The sequence below is a fragment of the Mesorhizobium sp. M9A.F.Ca.ET.002.03.1.2 genome (assembly GCF_003952365.1).
Classification (GTDB): Bacteria; Pseudomonadota; Alphaproteobacteria; order Rhizobiales; family Rhizobiaceae; genus Mesorhizobium.
The window spans coordinates 4646696-4662968 of sequence record NZ_CP034443.1; the positions used below are offsets into that span (position 1 = coordinate 4646696).

Below are 16273 nucleotides of genomic sequence, written 5' to 3' on the forward strand. Positions count from 1 at the left end.
ATTCCAGTTTTCTGCCGGTAAACCTGGCCCGTTCTTCCGATTTGACGCTCGATGCCCATCATGCTGGTCCGCGGAGCGTCACAGGCTGGCTTACATCCTTCTGAAGGATTCCCTTCCGGCCAAGATAGATAAAATTCTGCACTTCGCCCCCGAGCCAGAGATCCAGAAATGGCTCCAGGGACGTTGCACTGAATACCACACTGCCGATCTTATGGACCCACGAGCCATGCATAAGGTTGACATTCAGGACATGCCGTTTGCGGACAACACCTACGATCTCATCTGGTGCTCGCACGTTCTTGAACACGTCCCTGATGACCGAAGGGCTCTGAGCGAAATCCGCCGTATCCTCGCTCCAAACGGCATCGCCGTGATTCAGGTACCTCTTTGGGGAACTAAAACCATCGAAGGCGACCTACCAACTTCCGAACGCGTGCGGGTCTATTATCAGGAAGACCACCTTCGCCGTTACGGAACCGATATTCTGGAGCGGCTGTCCGTGGATGGACTTTCTGTCAGTGTCCGCAATGTTCAAGAGCTGGAACTTCAGTTGGTATTGAGGTGCTCACTGAACGATATGGCGAGCAACGATGTTTTCCTTCTCAGGAAGCTCGCCTGACATCGCTCGGCTCTTCCAGCCCGCGGCCATGGCCCGCGGCGGAGGATCTCATCTTGCTCCGGTCGCAACGGCAAGTTCCGTCAAGAAGTTAAGCTGCCGCCGCTGTTGCGCAGCGCCGCACGCCGCAACTTTGAACAATTTGACGGATCGCGCGATAGGCTGCTCGCGGCTGCCCCTTGTACAGGCCGTGCCGTGCGGAACATGCCCGCCGCATGTCGCATTTGCTTGGGCATGGCCGCTGCAAAACTGGAATCCTGGCAAGGATGCCGCTGCCATGGACGGCGATTTGGGGACGGCGATTTGGGGATGGCGATTTCGTTTGGAGGCCGGGATGGATGACAATCACAGTGGATCATGCCTGTGCGGAGCCGTGCGCTTCAGGACGCGAGGCCCGCTGCGCGGCGTCGTCTATTGCCATTGTTCGCAGTGCCGAAAGCAGACCGGACATTTTGTCGCCGCAACCGCCGCCAAGGACGCCGACATCGATATAGAAGGGAAGGATGCGCTCACCTGGTATGGCGCTTCCGATGTGGCCAAGCGCGGGTTCTGCGGCACCTGCGGCTCGCTGCTGTTCTGGAAGCATGGTGGACTGGACTCGATTTCGATCATGGCCGGCTCCTTCGACAGGCCGTCCGGCCTTTCCGGCCAAAGCCATATCTTCGTCGGCGACAAGGGCGACTATTACTCGATCGACGATATGCTGCCGCAGTTCGAGACGTCGGCCCCATCGATCAAGGTGGCGGACGAATGATTTTTGGACAAACCGCCTTATTCCATTGATCCGGCCATTGCGTTATCCCCTGCCGGTGATTCGGAAAGGGATTTGCGCATGCAGCGGCTGATCGATGCTTTCTTCAATTCGGTGCGGGCGTTTCAGAAATTGGCCGCCAGCGAAAAGGCCTTCCAGCAGGAGCTGATGCTGCTCGTGCTTGCCTTGCCGCTCGGCTGGTTTGTTTCGATATCGTGGCGCGGCTATGCGCTGCTGATCGGCGCGGTGCTGCTCCTGATCATGGTCGAAGTGCTGAACACCGGTATCGAGGCCGCATGCGATGCGTTCAGCCGGGAATTCAACGTCGACATCCAACTCGCCAAGGATTGCGGCTCGCTGGCGGTGCTGATTTCGGTGGTGATCGTCGCCGGCGTCTGGGGCATCGCCATCATCGAGCGCATTACGGGACTGCCGATCTAGCAACCTCAGGCGCCCTTTGGTTTCTTCTGCGAGCGGACGCGTCCAGCGGCGGCTCGCACCGAAATGTTCAGGGCCACGGCGGCGTGAATGAGCGCCTTCAACGCCTCTTCGTCGATGTCGTCGCTCTCATGGATATCGATGGCGCGCCTGGTGTTGCCTTCGAGGCTGGAGTTGAAGAGGCCTGAAGGGTCCTCCAACGAGGCGCCTTTGGCGAAGGTCATCTTCACGACATTCTTGTACGTCTCGCCGGTGCAGATGATTCCCGCGTGCTCCCACACCGGGACGCCTCTCCACTTCCACGCCTCGACCACTTCCGGGTCGGCCTGCTTGATGAGGGTCCGGACTCGAGCGAGCATCTCGCCCCGCCAATCACTTAGCTCCTCGATTCTCGCATCTATCAGCTGAGAGGGAGAGGCTTCTGCTTTGTCTTCCCCCGGGCTGCTTTTCTTCATGATTGTTGTGGCTTTGGTCATGATTGTACTCGGTCTTGGTGGCCTTGCGTGCGTTCGCCGTCCGACGTCTCACGACGGCATCGACGCGGCGAGCGTGAGCCGTTTGCCATTCCGGCCGGAAGCGCCTAGCCTATTGGGGACCTCGTGCCAATGCCGGTCGACAAACTCTCAACGTCGAGGAGGAAACCTTCCTCCGTGTGGGCACGTTTTGCAACGAAGATCGTGCAAAAATGGAGACTCGATTTGGCGGCGCGGCCGTTGAACATTGTCGGCGCCGCCACCAGCGCCGGCGCGTATTCTCCCGGGCAGGAACAAGCCGCCGCGGCCTTTCGGCAATATGGGCTCGCACAGGCGCTCGCGAGCCGCGGCAGGACCATCAGGGATCATGGCGACGTTGCATCGTTCCGGTGGCGACCGGATTCCTTGCGGCCGCGGGCGATGAACCTGGAGGCCGTGCGCCACGCCTGTGACTTGGTCGCAAGCCACGTGGCGGCGGCGATCGCAGCGCAGGAAGACGTGCTTGTTTTAGGCGGCGATTGTACTGTCGAGCTGGGAACGGTCGCAGGAGTGAACGCGGCCGGCGCTCGGATCGGACTCGTCTACATGGACTTCGACGCCGATCTCAACACACCCGACACGAGCGATGGCGCCTTGGACTGGACTGGTGTCGCTCATCTGCTCGACATTCCCGGATGCGAGCCTTCGCTCGCCAGGCTCGGCCCTACCCGTCCGATGCTCGTGCCTCAGCAGCTCCTCTATTTCGGCGTCGAGAACATCACTCTGCCCGAAGCCGCCGCGATTAGAGATCACGCGATCAAGGTTTTATCGCGGGAGGAGGCTTTGAGTGACATCGAGGCGGCGGCGGCGCGCGCGGCCGAATGGGCGGCGCGCTTTGACTGTGTGCTTATTCACTTCGATGTCGATGTACTCTCCTTTGTCGATTTTCCGATTGCCGAGAATGTGCGCCGTTGCGACGGTCTCAAACTGGAGCAAGCCGCCTTCGTGCTGAAGCGGTTGACCGCCCTGCCGCAATGGCGCGGCTTGACCATCACAGAAGTCAATCCGGCCCATGCGCCAGACGAGCCCGCCGCGTTCGCGCGCTTGAATGAGGTGCTTGCAGACGCCCTTGGGTAATTCGAGATGCGTCTCACAATCGTTCGCCGGGCAATTGGCTGGCTTGCTTCACCCAAGCGGCGAGCTGGGCTTCGTCGAGCTGGTCCTCGTAAATGTCGAGGTAGCGCACGTCCTTGTGCTTGGACGCGCCTGGAGGGAGGGGCTGCAGCGACGTGCCCCGGAAGAAGGTCACTTTGACGTAGCGGGTGAAGACATGGAACGACAGGAACCAGCCCTGGCCCTCGATGCCGTAAAATGGCGAGTTCCATTTGACTGCCTTGTGCACGCCGGGGACGGTGCGCGCGATGAGCGCGTCGAGGCGGCGCCCGACGTCGCTTTTCCAGCCCGGCATGGCCGCGATGTAGGCCCGCACGGGAGCGTCGCCATATCCCTTCGGGATCTGAGGGTTGCCGCCTGAGAGCAGGATCGGCTTCGCAGCGACCTGCTTGGTGTCGACCTTCCTTGCGGCCTTCGTTGGCTTGATGGACGTCTTGTCGGTCATGCGTTCACTCCGCTGATTGACTTCATTCCGGATGTGTTGACACACCCTGGAGCAAGATGAAGTCAGGTCCTGGTCGATCCTCATATTTCCTTGCCACGCTCCTTTTTGGCAATGGCGTGAGCGACGAGCCAGGCGAGGGCGGCCACGCCCAAGCCGATGGTGAGAGCCACCAGCAAACGTTCGTGACGGGCCAGCGCCTGGCCGATGATGCGCTCCGCGCCCAGTCCGAAAACATAGCCGATGGTACCGAACAATGCGGCCCAGACTGCTGATGAGAGGGCGTTGAGAATGACAAAGCGCGTCACACTTATGCTCGAGAAGCCGGCGGCAATGCCGCCCACCAAGCGCAAGCCATAGATATAGCGGTTCGACAGCACGAAGATGTTGGGGTGGGAGGAGACGAGACGGTAGGCCTGGCTGAAGCCCGGCCTGGCCTTCAATTTGAGAACGGATGGATGATCGGCGAAACTTCGGCCAAGGATGAAGAAGAGCGTGTCGCCGGCAAAGGCGCCGCCGGCCGCCGCGAGGAAGGCCTGCCACGGGACGAAGACATGCTGATGCGCGAAAAAACCGCCGAGGAGGGCGGCGCTTTCGCCCTCGGCGACACAGCCCAGGAAGACGGCGATCAACCCATACTGCTCGATGAGATTATGGATGGCATCCGTCATGAACGCGTCCGCGGCTTCGACAGAATCTCATCGATCCGCTTCACCTGTTGGGCCATTTGCGCGATCTCGTCGCGCATGCCGATGATCTGGCTGTGGCGCAGTTCGTCCAGCTTTTCATGCAATGCCATGATCTCGATCTCGGCCTTGAGATTGACCTCGTAGTCGTGGGCGGCGTCGACGCGGTCGCGCGCGGCCTGGCGGTTTTGCGACATCATGATCACCGGCGCCTGCAGGGCGGCGATCATCGACAGGACGAGGTTGAGAAAAATGAAAGGGTAAGGGTCGAATGAAGCGCGCCCCAGCAGCCACCAATTGGCGCCGATCCAGAGAGTCAGAAAGGCGATGAAGGACAGGATGAACGTCCATGAACCGCCGACTCGCGCGATGGCGTCAGCGATCCGGTCGCCTGCATTCTGTGTGCCGGCAAGGCTGTCATTGATGTTCTGCGATACCGGCTGGCGATCGACGGCACTCTGCAGCACCCGCCTCTCAGGTTCGCTCAAGTTCTCCGGTTCCAGCCCCAGCCAACGGTTGGCCAATTCGGGCACGGTCTTGTTCATGGATGTCTCCATACGAAAAGCATCGGCTTGGCAGTCTCGTTTCCATATAGGAAGATGCCGTTCCGTCAAAAGCGCGGCGTGAGGATGGAAATAAGATGCCCGATTTCGCGAAAATCCGCGCCCGCGCGGCAAAACGCAAGGGCGGGGAAGAGACGCTTGCCTCGCTGCTGGGTCCCATGCCCGACAATGCCGCGGTGGCTGACATTACCGACGACCGCATCCTCTCGACCATGGCCGAGCGTGTTTTCGCCGCTGGTTTCGTCTGGCGCGTCATCGAGCAGAAATGGCCTGGTTTCGAAGAAGCGTTCCTCCGTTTCGAGCCGAAGCGGCTGTTGTTCCAGCCGGACGATTTCTGGCACGATCTGGCGTTCGACGAGCGCATCGTGCGCAATCCGCAGAAGATCAAGTCGGTTCGCGAAAACGCAGCCTTCGTCGAGCGTGTGTCGAAGGAGCATGGCGGCTTCGGCAGGTTCCTCGCCGATTGGCCTGAAGACGACCAGGTCGGCCTGATGGCCTATCTCGGCAAGCATGGCAGCCGGCTCGGCGGCAATACCGGCCAATATTTCTTGAGGTGGCTGGATTGGGACGCCTTCATCATCTCGGCCGACATGGCGGCGGCGCTGCGCGACGCCGGGCTCGATATTGCCGAAAGCCCGACGTCGAAGAAGGATCTCGGCAAGATCCAGAACCAGATCAATGCCTGGGCCGCCGAAACCGGCCTGCCGCGCCGGCATATTTCGCGCATTCTTGCGATGTCGATCGGCGAGAACCATTCGCCGGAAGCGCTGCGCGAATATATGGGCGAGTAGGACGCGATCTGCATTCGATCGGTCCAACGCGATCGACGTCGTCGATCGGTCAGACACGATCTGTCGATCGGTCAGTGGTCCAAACGAACGCCATTGCCCGGCGAATTTTGCCGCGCTAAACCCTCGGGCATGACCAACAAGACCGCCCCTGACATTCTGCGCATCGCCGTCGCCCAGCTCAACCCGACGGTCGGCGATATAGCAGGCAATCTCGCCAAGGCGCGCGAGGCGAGGGCGGATGCCGCCCGCCAGGGCGCCGACCTCATGCTGTTCACCGAGCTTTTCCTCGCCGGCTATCCGCCCGAGGATCTGGTGCTGAAGCCGGCGTTCCTGAAGGCCTGCGAGCGGGCGGCGGAGGATTTTGCCAGGGATACCGCCGATGGCGGGCCGGGCGTCATCATCGGCACGCCGCTGAAGCGCAAGAGCGGCACGCACAACTCGATCATCTTTGCCGATGGCGGCAAGATCCTTGCCGAGCGCTACAAGCTCGATCTGCCGAATTACGGTGAGTTCGACGAGAAGCGGGTGTTCCAGGCCGGTCCTGAAATCCAGGGGCCGGTCAATTTCCGGGGCGTGCGCCTGGGGATTCCGATCTGCGAAGACATCTGGGGCGATGTCGCCGTGTGCGAGACGCTGGCCGAAAGCGGCGCGGAAATCCTGCTGGTGCCGAACGGCTCGCCCTACTATCGCGGCAAGGTCGATGTCCGCCACCAGATTGTCATTCGCCAGGTCATCGAATGCGGATTGCCGATCATCTACGCCAACCAGCTTGGCGGCCAGGACGAACTGATCTTCGACGGCGCGTCGTTTGCCATAGGTTCAGACAAGACGCTGGCCTTCCAGATGAGCCAGTTCGAGGAGACGGTCAACGTCACCACCTGGAAGCGAAAAGATAATGGCTGGGTCTGCTCCGAAGGTCCGATGTCGAGAATCCCGGAAAAGGAGGAGGCCGATTATCGCGCCTGCATGCTGGGCCTGCGCGATTACGTCAACAAGAACGGTTTCAAGAATGTCGTGCTCGGCCTTTCCGGCGGTATCGATTCGGCGATCTGTGCAGCACTTGCCGTCGATGCGCTCGGCGAGGAACGGCTGCGTGCCGTGATGATGCCTTACCGCTACACCTCCAAGGACTCGCTCAAGGACGCCGAGGACTGCGCCCGCGCGCTTGGCTGCCGTTACGACATCGTGCCGATCTTCGAGCCGGTCGAAGGTTTTTTGCACACGCTGACGCAGCTTTTCGAGGGCACCAAGGAAGGCATCACCGAGGAAAACCTGCAGAGCCGCGCGCGCGGCACCATTTTGATGGCAATCTCCAACAAATTCGGCTCGATGGTCGTCACCACCGGCAACAAGAGCGAGATGTCGGTCGGTTACGCCACGCTCTACGGCGACATGAACGGCGGCTTCAACCCGATCAAGGACCTCTACAAGATGCAGGTCTATGCGTTGGCGCGCTGGCGCAACGGCCACATGCCGCCGGGTGCGTTGGGCCCCTCGGGCGAGGTGATCCCGACCAACATCATCGACAAGGCACCGTCGGCGGAACTGCGCGAGAACCAGACGGATCAGGATTCGCTGCCGCCCTATCCAGTGCTGGACGACATATTGGAGTGTCTGGTCGAGAACGAGATGGGCGTCGACGACATCGTAGCGCGCGGCCACGACCGTGCGACGGTGACACGCGTCGAGCACCTGCTCTACATCGCCGAATACAAGCGCCGGCAGGCAGCGCCCGGCGTGAAGATCACCAAGAAGAATTTCGGCCGCGACCGCCGTTATCCCATCACCAACCGGTTCAGGGATGGCGGATAGACCGGCAATGTCTGATTGTGAAATCAGCTTCGACGTCTCGCGGATCGACTTCCGGGCGACCTCCGACCTGTTGATGGCAAGCTACTGGGGCTCAGGGCGCAGCGACGAGACCCATCGCCGCGCCTTTGCCAACTCGCTTTGCGTGGGCGCCTATCTCGACGGCAACCAGGTCGGCTTCGGCCGGGCAATCACCGACCGCACGGTCTTCGCCTATCTCGCCGACGTCATCATCTGGCCGGAACATCGCGGGCAAGGCATCGGCATCCGGCTTGTCCAGGCGCTCATCGATCATCCGGATTGCAAGACAGTCACGCACTGGAGCCTGTCGACCAACGACGCCCACGGGCTGTACGAAAAGCTCGGTTTCAGGCCATCCACCGATGGCCGCTATATGCGGCTCGACCGCATCCCGGCAGGCTGAGCGGCACAACCCGCGATTGTTGCAAAATCGCCTCACTCTTTGGACCAGATGTGTTTTTGGCGGCTGTCTGCCTTGGCGACATGTTGAGGCACCTCTATAAGAACGGCTCCGCGATTCCCTTGTGGGAGGACCGAATGCCACGATTTGACATCGTTATGCGAGGCCGCGAAGCCTAGGTCTCAGATGGCGCGCCGGAAGGTCTTCACCTTCATGGGCAAGCCGATCTGACAACAGGCATTCGTCGATGCCGGTCGCCGCCCGTATTCGGGCGAGCCGCCACTATGCCGAACCTCCGCATTCCTGGGCGCTATTTGAGCCCAACGCGGGTTTTTCAATTTTCGACCTTACCAGGATCGGGCTCGCTTGCGCCCGGATGACATCATGGCTCGTTTTCAGATAGATTTGCGCGCGGGCGCTTTTCGCAGCGTCCTTGGCTTCACGCTCGGTCATTGGCGGCGCCAGCCGTGGCGGCTTTCGCTCATCATGGCCACGTTTCTGCTGTCGACCTTGGCCGACGTGCTGACGCCGCTCTATTCCGGCCGGCTGGTCGACGCCGTTGCCAGCGGTGCCGCGGCCGACGATATCGCGTGGAATGCGGCAATGACGGCCTTTTCGATGCTGGTGGCGTTGGCGCTCGCCGGTGTCGTGCTGCGCAACCTTGCCTTCATGGCCATCGTCGAACTGACCCTGAAGATGATGGCGGATATCGCCGCCGATGCCTTTCATCGCGTCCAGCGCTTCTCCACCGACTGGCACGCCAACAGCTTCGCCGGATCGACCGTGCGCAAGATAACCCGCGGCATGTGGGCGCTCGACCTGCTCAACGACACGATCCTGATCGCGCTGCTGCCGTCCGTCGTCATGCTCGTCGGCTCGACGCTGCTGCTTGGCTGGTTCTGGCCTCTGATGGGTGCCGTCGTCGCCGCAGGTTCGGTGCTGTTCATCGCGGTGACGGCGATGCTGTCGCTCGGCTATGTCGCGCCCGCGGCGAGGCTTGCCAACGCATGGGACACGCGCCTGGGCGGCTCGCTGGCCGATGCGGTGAGCTGCAACGCCGTGGTCAAGGGTTTTGGCGCGGAGGAACGCGAGGAGACGCGCCTTGCCAAGGTCGTCGCCAGATGGCGCGCGCGCACGCGCCGCACCTGGGTGCGCGGCACCATCAACGGCACCACGCAAGGGTCGATGCTGCTGCTGCTGAGAACAGCGGTGATCGGGTTCTCCGTGTTTTGTGGGCATGGGGGCAGGCGAGCGCCGGCGATATCGCCTTCGTCCTGACCTCGTTCTTCGTGCTGCAAGGCTATCTCAGAGACATCGGCACGCATATCCGCAATCTGCAGCGCTCGATCAACGACATGGAGGAACTGGTCGACTTCCAGTCCGAACCGCTCGGCATCGAGGATGCGGCGGGCGCCATGCCGATCCGCATCACCGACGGCCGCATCGCCTTCGACGACGTCACCTTCCACTATGGCAGCCACCGGCTGCCGCTCTATCGCGACTTTTCGGTGGACATCGCGCCGGGCGAACGCGTCGGGCTGGTCGGCCATTCGGGCTCGGGCAAGACGACCTTCGTCAAGCTGATCCAGCGCCTCTACGACGTGAGTGCGGGAACGATCCTGATCGACGGCCAGGACATTGCCGGGGTGGAGCAGGCGTCGCTGCGCGGGCAGATCGCCATCGTCCAACAGGAGCCGATTCTGTTTCACCGGTCGCTGGCCGAAAACATCGCCTATGCCCGGCCGAGCGCTACGCAAGCCGAGATCGAGCATGCCGCGCGGCTGGCCAGCGCGCACGATTTCATCGTCAACCTACCGAAGGGCTACGGTACGCTGGTCGGCGAACGCGGCGTGAAACTGTCCGGCGGCGAGCGCCAGCGGGTGGCGATCGCGCGGGCTTTCCTTGCCGATGCGCGGATCCTCATTCTGGACGAGGCGACATCCAGCCTCGATTCGGAATCGGAGGTGCTGATCCAGCAAGCGATGGAGCGGCTGATGGTCGGTCGCACGACGCTGGTCATCGCGCACCGGCTTTCGACGGTGCGGGCGCTGGACAGGCTTCTGGTGTTCGATCGCGGCCGCATCGTCGAAGAGGGCTCGCACGACCAACTGATCCGGCTGCAAGGCGGCATCTACCGCCGGCTGTTCGAGCGCCAGGCGCTCGAATTGACCAAGGGGCTGGCGATCTGACGGGGGTTGTATCGATCAATTGTCGACGTCGGCGCCGCCCTTGCCCTGCGAACGCCGGTTTGCAGGACTTGGGTTCCTCGCCCCCGCGCGGAGCGGGGGAGAGGTGGCCCGGCGAAGCCGGGACGGAGAGGGGGACGACATTCGCGAAGCCAGAAGCGGCGAGGGACGGGCGCGAGCATGATAAGGAAGTCAAGTCCTTCAGGAACCTTGAACAGTTTCCACCGCCGCGAAAGCCCCTCTCCGTCCCGGCTTCGCCGGGCCACCTCTCCCCACTTCGTGGGGCGAGGAACCCAAGCTGGACGGTTTCAACTTGACAGGTGATATCAGTTATGCTAGGAATTTATTCATGGTGCTGATCTGCGCCAACGACCCGCCCACCGAGGCGGGTTCTTGATTCAGGCGCTGCTGGATCGGACTCCGCCCCGCGCTGCAGGCTTTTCATCGCTTCCGTCATGTTCTATGTCTGCCGCCAAGCGCGGGGGCGTGTCTTGTCAACTAGAAAACCATCCGGTACGCCCCGTTCATGACAGTTACCGTCCGTTTCGCCCCATCACCGACCGGCCGTATTCATATCGGCAATGCGCGCACCGCGCTGTTCAACTGGCTGTTCGCCATGAACAACAAGGGCCGCTTCATCCAGCGCTTCGACGACACCGACGTCGCGCGCTCGACGCAGGAATTCTCCGACGCCATCCTCTACGACCTGCATTGGCTGGGCATCTTTCCTGACGCCACGGAATACCAGTCACGGCGCTTCGAAATCTACGATGCGGCGATGGAGAAATTGAAGGCGGCGCGACTTCTCTATGCCTGCTACGAAACCCCGGAAGAGCTCGATCTCAGGCGCAAGGTCCGTCGCACGCGCGGCCTGCCGCCGGTCTACGGCCGCGAAGCGCTGACGCTGACGCCCGAGCAGATCGCCGAATACCAGGCCGATGGCCGCCGGCCGCACTGGCGCTTTCTCCTGCCCAATTTCACCAGTGATCCCTTGGCGCCGGAGCGCACCGAAATCCGCTGGAACGATCTGGTGCGCGGCGAGGAAACCGTCGACCTCGCCTCGCTTTCCGACCCGGTTCTGCAACGCGAGGACGGCACCTATCTCTACACCTTGCCCTCGGTGGTCGATGACATCGAGATGTCAGTCAGCCATGTCATCCGCGGCGACGACCACGTCACCAATACGGGCGTGCAGATAGCCCTGTTCCAGGCGCTCGGTGCCGAACCGCCGGTGTTCGGCCACCACAATCTCTTGACCACAGCATCGGGCGAGGGCCTGTCGAAGCGGACCGGCGCGCTGTCCATCGAGAGCCTGCGCGAGACCGGCATCGAACCGATGGCCGTCGCCTCGCTGGCGGCGCTTGTCGGCACCTCGGAAAATGTTGCGGCGGTGCCTGACATGGCCGAGCTTGCCCGGCGTTTCGAGCCGGCCGCTGCGTCGAAATCCGCCGCCAAGTTCGACCCGGACGAGCTCTTCGTGCTCAACCGCGCGCTGCTGCACCATATGCCGTTTTCCGAGGCGCGCGACCGGCTGATCGTGCTCGGCATATCAGGCGAACAGGCCGAGCCCTTCTGGCTGGCTGTGCGCGGCAATCTCGACAGGCTGGCCGATGCAGCGATCTGGTGGCGCACGCTTCGCGACGGCCCACAGGAGCAGCCGGATTTTTCCGACATCGATCGCGATTTCCTTCGCCAGGCGTTCGATCTTCTGCCGGAAGATCCGTGGAACGGGTCGGTGTGGAAGGATTGGACGGGCAAGATCAGGGAAGTGACCGGCCGCAAGGGCAAGGCGCTGTTCATGCCGCTCAGGCTGGCGCTTACGGGACAGCCTTCGGGGCCGGAGCTTGCAGATCTATTGCCGCTTATGGGTCGGGAAGGAACGCTGGCCCGACGACCCTGATCTTGCGCTGTTCCGGCGGCGGCAAGGTCGTCGGCGAAGGCCTGACGGCGAGGCGCTTGATGGCTTCGCGATCGAGCCCGCCTTCGACATTGGCCAAAGTCTCGGGGTCGGCGCCTGGATCGGGTTTGGCGACCGGCACCGGAATGAACGGCGTGGTCTCCACTTCGGCCTCAGCCTGTTCCGGGCTTGGCGGATTGCCGGCAATGATTTCGAAATTCTGTGCGGCGTTGCAGCCGCAGGCCGGCGGGCGCGCCGTTTCGGGCTGCTTGTAGAGATAGGCGGTCGGCAGCTCGCTGTAGCGCCTGCCGGTCACCGAAGACGTCATGTCAGCCGAATCGTCGCCAATGCCGCGCGTATAAAACACCTGCATCTCGGTGCCGGGGCAGCTCGAATCGCAGTTCTTCTGGTCGCGCTCGAAATCGCCCGGCGAGGCGGCATTCGACATCGGGAAGAAATAGCCGTCGCAGGTGCGCACGCACATTGTGCGGAATTCGCCGCCAAGGCGCGGCAGGTCCATGCCGTCGGGCTGGTTGATCATGGCGCGGATACCGCGTTCTTCGTCGGGATCGCCCGGCTCGTCCAGCGCGTCGGCCTGACTTCCGGCGTCGCCCAAAAGCCGATCGAGCAGATTTCCCTCGCCGTTGTCGCGGTTTGATTCGAGGGCGGGCGTGCGCTCCGAAGGCTCGGCGCTGTCGCGGCAGCCATTGGCGTCGAGCGAGGCCAATATGCGTGCACGATCACGGCGCGAGCCACCGCCGGCAAGTTGCGCGCGCTTGACCTGCAGGGCATCGAGATTGGCGTTCATGCGGTCGAGCGTGGCATCGAGTGCGGCGCATGCGTTGCGATTGCGCTCGAACAGCGAAAAGCCGCAGCCGGCACGGTCGGACTGGCGGCCTGCCTTTGAAATCTGCTCGCGCTGCCGCACGATCGCGTCGTCGTATTTCCTGAGCAGGGCCGGCTTGCCGCCGCCACCGCGTGAAGCGGCCGCGAGATCGGCTTCCAGCTGGCGGCAAACACGGGAGGCCGCCTGCGGCTGGGTGACGGCAAAGCCTGACAACGCCATGGCGCCGAGCAGCGCCGCGGCATGCGTCAGCTTCAACCCCGCGCCCTTCATTTGCTTGAAACCCCGTTTGCCCTTGGCCGGAAGGCTATGGTGTTCGTGGTTAAGTGTTTCCTGGTGATGAGAATCTGTGGATCGACATCCAGGATATCACAGGTCGGGCCAAACGGACGCGAGCAAAACAAGGGCGATCCCAGTAAACGCAACGTTCCACACGAGCGAACGCAGCAAGGGAACACCAAACGCGTAAAGCGGGAGGTAGATCACCCTGGCTGAAAAATAGAGGCCGGACCCCCATTCACTGAGCGCGGTTTCGCGGCCGAGCACATGGACAAGAAAAACCGCGGCAGCAAACACAGGAAACGTTTCGACGAAATTTCGCAGCGCTCTTTCCAGGCGCCCTGGGATGACGGTGAGTGGCGGGGTTTCGACGTCTCTGGCGCTGGCCGTCCAGCGATAACCCCGCTGAAGGCTGGCTGCGTGGGAGGCGAGCACGATATGAACGAAACAGAGCACGCAACTCGCGGCGAGCATGGCTAGTTCGAAGCTCATTCAACCCTCGCACCTGCGCATTTGTCATTCGCGCTTGAATGTCGAAACAGCACGCTCAGCCCAGATTTAAGATCGCCTGAGCCTTATGGGCTGCTTCGACCACGGCGAGCGCTGTCATGTTGACCACGCCGCGCGACGTCACCGACGGCGTCAATATATGCGCCGGCCTGTCGGTGCCGAGCAGGATCGGCCCGACATGCAGCGCGTCCATCATCGCGCGCAGCGCGGTGAGCGTGATGTTCGCCGAATCGAGGTTGGGAAACACCAGCAGATTGGCTTCGCCCTTCAGCCGCGAATGCGGATAGACGCGCTGGCGCAGCTGCTCCGACAGCGCCGAGTCGGCATGCATCTCGCCATCGCATTGCAGGTCGGGCGCGATGCGCGCCAGGATCGCCGCTGCCTGCCGCATCTTGAGCGCGCTCGGCTCATCGCGCGAGCCAAAATCCGAGAACGAGAGCAGGGCGGCCTTGGGCTCGATGCCGAAGCGCTGTATTTCTTCGGCCGCCAGCACCGTCATTTCGGCGATCTCCTCGGCGGTCGGATCGACGGTGACATGGGTGTCGGTCAGGAAAATGATGCCGCGCTGCGAGATCAGCATGGAAAGCGTCGACAAATCATGGTCCTTGATGCCGGGGCGCGGGCCGATGATCAGGGTGACATTGCGCAGATGCCGTTCGAAACGTCCTTCGAGGCCGCAGACCATGGCATCGGCGTCGCCACGCTTGAGGGCAAGTGCCGCGATCACCGTGTTGTTGGTGCGCACCATGGTGCGCGCGGCTTCCGTCGTCACGCCACGCCGGCCGGCGAGCTCGATCAAAAGGTCGACATAGTGGCGATAGCGAGGATCGTCCTCGGGATTGATCAGGCCGAAATCGACGCCCGGCTTGATGCGCAGCCCATAGCGTTTCAGCCTGACCTCGATGACATGCGGGCGGCCGATCAGGATCGGCTCGGCGATGCCTTCCTCCAGCACCACTTGCGCGGCGCGCAGCACGCGCTCGTCCTCGCCGTCGGCATAGATGACGCGCTTGGCGCTCGATGTCTTGGCCATCGAGAACACCGGCTTCATGACCAGGCCGGAGCGGAAGACGAAGCGGTTCAGCGTGTCGATATAGGCGGCAAAGTCGGAGATCGGCCGTGTGGCGACGCCGGTGTCGCAGGCGGCCTTGGCGACAGCCGGCGCGATGCGCAGGATCAGCCTGGGATCAAACGGCGAGGGGATCAGGAAATCGGGACCGAAGACCGGCGTTTCGCCGGAATAGGCGCGGGCGGCGACATCCGACGGCTCTTCGCGGGCAAGGGCCGCGATCGCCCGCACCGCGGCCATCTTCATCTCTTCGTTGATGGCGCTGGCGCCGCAGTCCAGCGCGCCACGGAAAATGTAGGGAAAGCAGAGTACGTTGTTGACCTGATTAGGGAAATCGGAACGGCCGGTGCAGATCATCGCGTCTGGCCGCGCCCCACGTGCCGCTTCCGGCATGATCTCGGGATTGGGATTGGCCAGCGCCAGGATCAGCGGCTTTGGCGCCATGTGCTGGAGCAGTTCCGGTTTCAGCACGCCGGCGGCCGAAAGACCGAGAAACACGTCGGCGCCCGGCAGCACGTCGGCCAGCGTGCGCGCGTCTGTGTCCTTCACATAAGGGTCCTTCCAGCGGTCCATCTCGTCGACGCGGCCCTTGTAGGCGACGCCGAACCGGTCGGTGACCCAGATGTTTTCGACGCGCGCGCCGAGCGAAACCAGCAAGTTGAGGCAGGCGAGGGCGGCGGCTCCTGCGCCGGAGGTGACGATCTTGATGTCGGAGATCGTCTTGCCGGCGAATTCCAGCCCGTTGAGAACGGCGGCGGCGACGATGATCGCCGTGCCGTGCTGGTCGTCATGGAAGACCGGTATGGCCATGCGGGCCTTCAGCCGCTCCTCGACCTCGAAGCATTCGGGCGCCTTGATGTCCTCGAGGTTGATGCCACCGAAGGTCGGCTCCAGCGCCGAGATCGTTTCGACCATGCGCTCGATGCCGGGGGCGTCGATCTCGATGTCGAACACGTCGATGCCGGCGAACTTCTTGAACAGAACCGCCTTGCCTTCCATGACAGGCTTGGAGGCCAGCGGGCCGATATTGCCCAGGCCCAGCACCGCCGAACCATTGGAGACGACGCCGACCAGATTGGCCCGCGCCGTGTAGTCGGCCGCGGTCGCCGGATTGTCGCGGATTTCCAGGCAGGGCGCCGCGACGCCGGGCGAATAGGCAAGCGCCAGGTCGCGCTGGTTGCCAAGCGGCTTCGTTGCCTGGATTTCGAGCTTCCCGGGTCTTGGGTGCTTGTGGAAGTAGAGTGCGGCTTCGTCGAGGTCCGACCGGGCCGTTTTTTTGCTTTCGCCTTCCATGCCGGCCTCCCTGCGATCAGTCTGTTTGGTGTTTTATGTCTCTTAGCATGCAG

At 62.5% G+C, this 16273-nt stretch carries 15 protein-coding genes and 1 pseudogene; 9 read left to right on the forward strand and 7 right to left on the reverse strand.

Going from position 1 to position 16273, the window contains the following annotated elements; translation table 11 throughout:
• Positions 1-226 precede the first annotated feature (226 nt).
• From EJ066_RS31495 to EJ066_RS22410, 3 genes are all read left to right on the forward strand, one after another.
• Positions 227-619: a class I SAM-dependent methyltransferase gene (locus tag EJ066_RS31495; RefSeq protein WP_189644341.1), complete on the forward strand. Its 393-nt coding sequence runs from the start codon at positions 227-229 to the stop codon at positions 617-619.
• A gap of 331 nt (positions 620-950) precedes the next feature.
• Positions 951-1370 carry a GFA family protein gene (locus tag EJ066_RS22405; protein WP_126041761.1) on the forward strand — a complete coding sequence of 140 codons (420 nt, stop codon included), beginning with the start codon at positions 951-953 and terminating at the stop codon, positions 1368-1370.
• Between the two features lie 78 nt (positions 1371-1448).
• On the forward strand, positions 1449-1808 hold the full coding sequence (locus EJ066_RS22410) for a diacylglycerol kinase (RefSeq protein ID WP_126041763.1): 360 nt from the start codon (positions 1449-1451) through the stop codon (positions 1806-1808).
• Between the two features lie 5 nt (positions 1809-1813).
• Here EJ066_RS22410 and EJ066_RS22415 read toward each other — a convergent pair whose 3' ends face one another.
• A complete protein-coding gene (locus tag EJ066_RS22415) occupies positions 1814-2281 on the reverse strand; it encodes a DUF1801 domain-containing protein (protein ID WP_126041765.1) in 468 nt (155 codons plus the stop codon).
• A 129-nt stretch (positions 2282-2410) separates the two neighbouring features.
• Here EJ066_RS22415 and EJ066_RS22420 point away from each other — a divergent pair, with 129 nt between their 5' ends.
• Positions 2411-3394 (forward strand): arginase family protein, encoded by a 984-nt coding sequence (locus EJ066_RS22420; RefSeq protein WP_126041767.1) that lies wholly within the window; start codon positions 2411-2413, stop codon positions 3392-3394.
• Positions 3395-3407: 13 nt separating this feature from the next.
• On the opposite strand, the gene EJ066_RS22425 is transcribed toward EJ066_RS22420, so the two are convergent.
• From EJ066_RS22425 to EJ066_RS22435, 3 genes are all read right to left on the reverse strand, one after another.
• Entirely contained in the window at positions 3408-3875 is a 468-nt protein-coding gene (locus EJ066_RS22425) for a DUF1801 domain-containing protein (RefSeq protein ID WP_126041769.1), read from the reverse strand.
• Positions 3876-3955: 80 nt separating this feature from the next.
• Positions 3956-4543: a DedA family protein gene (locus EJ066_RS22430; RefSeq protein WP_126041771.1), complete on the reverse strand. Its 588-nt coding sequence runs from the start codon at positions 4541-4543 to the stop codon at positions 3956-3958.
• Complete coding sequence (locus EJ066_RS22435) at positions 4540-5103, reverse strand: DUF1003 domain-containing protein (protein ID WP_126041773.1); 564 nt, start codon at positions 5101-5103, stop codon at positions 4540-4542. The genes EJ066_RS22430 and EJ066_RS22435 overlap by 4 nt, the downstream gene beginning before the upstream one ends.
• Positions 5104-5198: 95 nt before the next feature.
• Between EJ066_RS22435 and EJ066_RS22440 the strand changes: the two genes are divergently transcribed.
• From EJ066_RS22440 to gltX, 5 genes and pseudogenes are all read left to right on the forward strand, one after another.
• Positions 5199-5912 carry a DNA-3-methyladenine glycosylase I gene (locus tag EJ066_RS22440; RefSeq protein ID WP_126041775.1) on the forward strand — a complete coding sequence of 238 codons (714 nt, stop codon included), beginning with the start codon at positions 5199-5201 and terminating at the stop codon, positions 5910-5912.
• 129 nt (positions 5913-6041) lie between these two features.
• Positions 6042-7724, forward strand: a complete 1683-nt coding sequence (locus EJ066_RS22445) for an NAD+ synthase (RefSeq protein WP_126041777.1) — start codon at positions 6042-6044, stop codon at positions 7722-7724.
• Between the two features lie 7 nt (positions 7725-7731).
• A complete protein-coding gene (locus EJ066_RS22450) occupies positions 7732-8145 on the forward strand; it encodes a GNAT family N-acetyltransferase (protein ID WP_126041779.1) in 414 nt (137 codons plus the stop codon).
• Positions 8146-8526: 381 nt separating this feature from the next.
• Positions 8527-10331 (forward strand): annotated as a pseudogene (locus EJ066_RS22455) (ABC transporter ATP-binding protein).
• 523 nt (positions 10332-10854) lie between these two features.
• Complete coding sequence (gene gltX, locus EJ066_RS22460; protein WP_126041781.1) at positions 10855-12228, forward strand: glutamate--tRNA ligase; 1374 nt, start codon at positions 10855-10857, stop codon at positions 12226-12228.
• Here the strand turns inward: gltX and EJ066_RS22465 are convergent.
• The 3 genes from EJ066_RS22465 to EJ066_RS22475 all read right to left on the reverse strand — a co-directional run bounded on the left by EJ066_RS22465 (position 12191) and on the right by EJ066_RS22475 (position 16220).
• The gene (locus EJ066_RS22465) at positions 12191-13342 is read right to left on the reverse strand and encodes a DUF2865 domain-containing protein (protein ID WP_126041784.1); all 1152 of its coding nucleotides are present in this window, start codon (positions 13340-13342) and stop codon (positions 12191-12193) included. The genes gltX and EJ066_RS22465 overlap by 38 nt on opposite strands.
• A 96-nt stretch (positions 13343-13438) precedes the next feature.
• Positions 13439-13840 (reverse strand): MAPEG family protein, encoded by a 402-nt coding sequence (locus tag EJ066_RS22470; protein ID WP_126041786.1) that lies wholly within the window; start codon positions 13838-13840, stop codon positions 13439-13441.
• A gap of 55 nt (positions 13841-13895) precedes the next feature.
• Complete coding sequence (locus tag EJ066_RS22475) at positions 13896-16220, reverse strand: NADP-dependent malic enzyme (protein WP_126041788.1); 2325 nt, start codon at positions 16218-16220, stop codon at positions 13896-13898.
• Between the last annotated feature and the right edge of the window lie 53 nt (positions 16221-16273).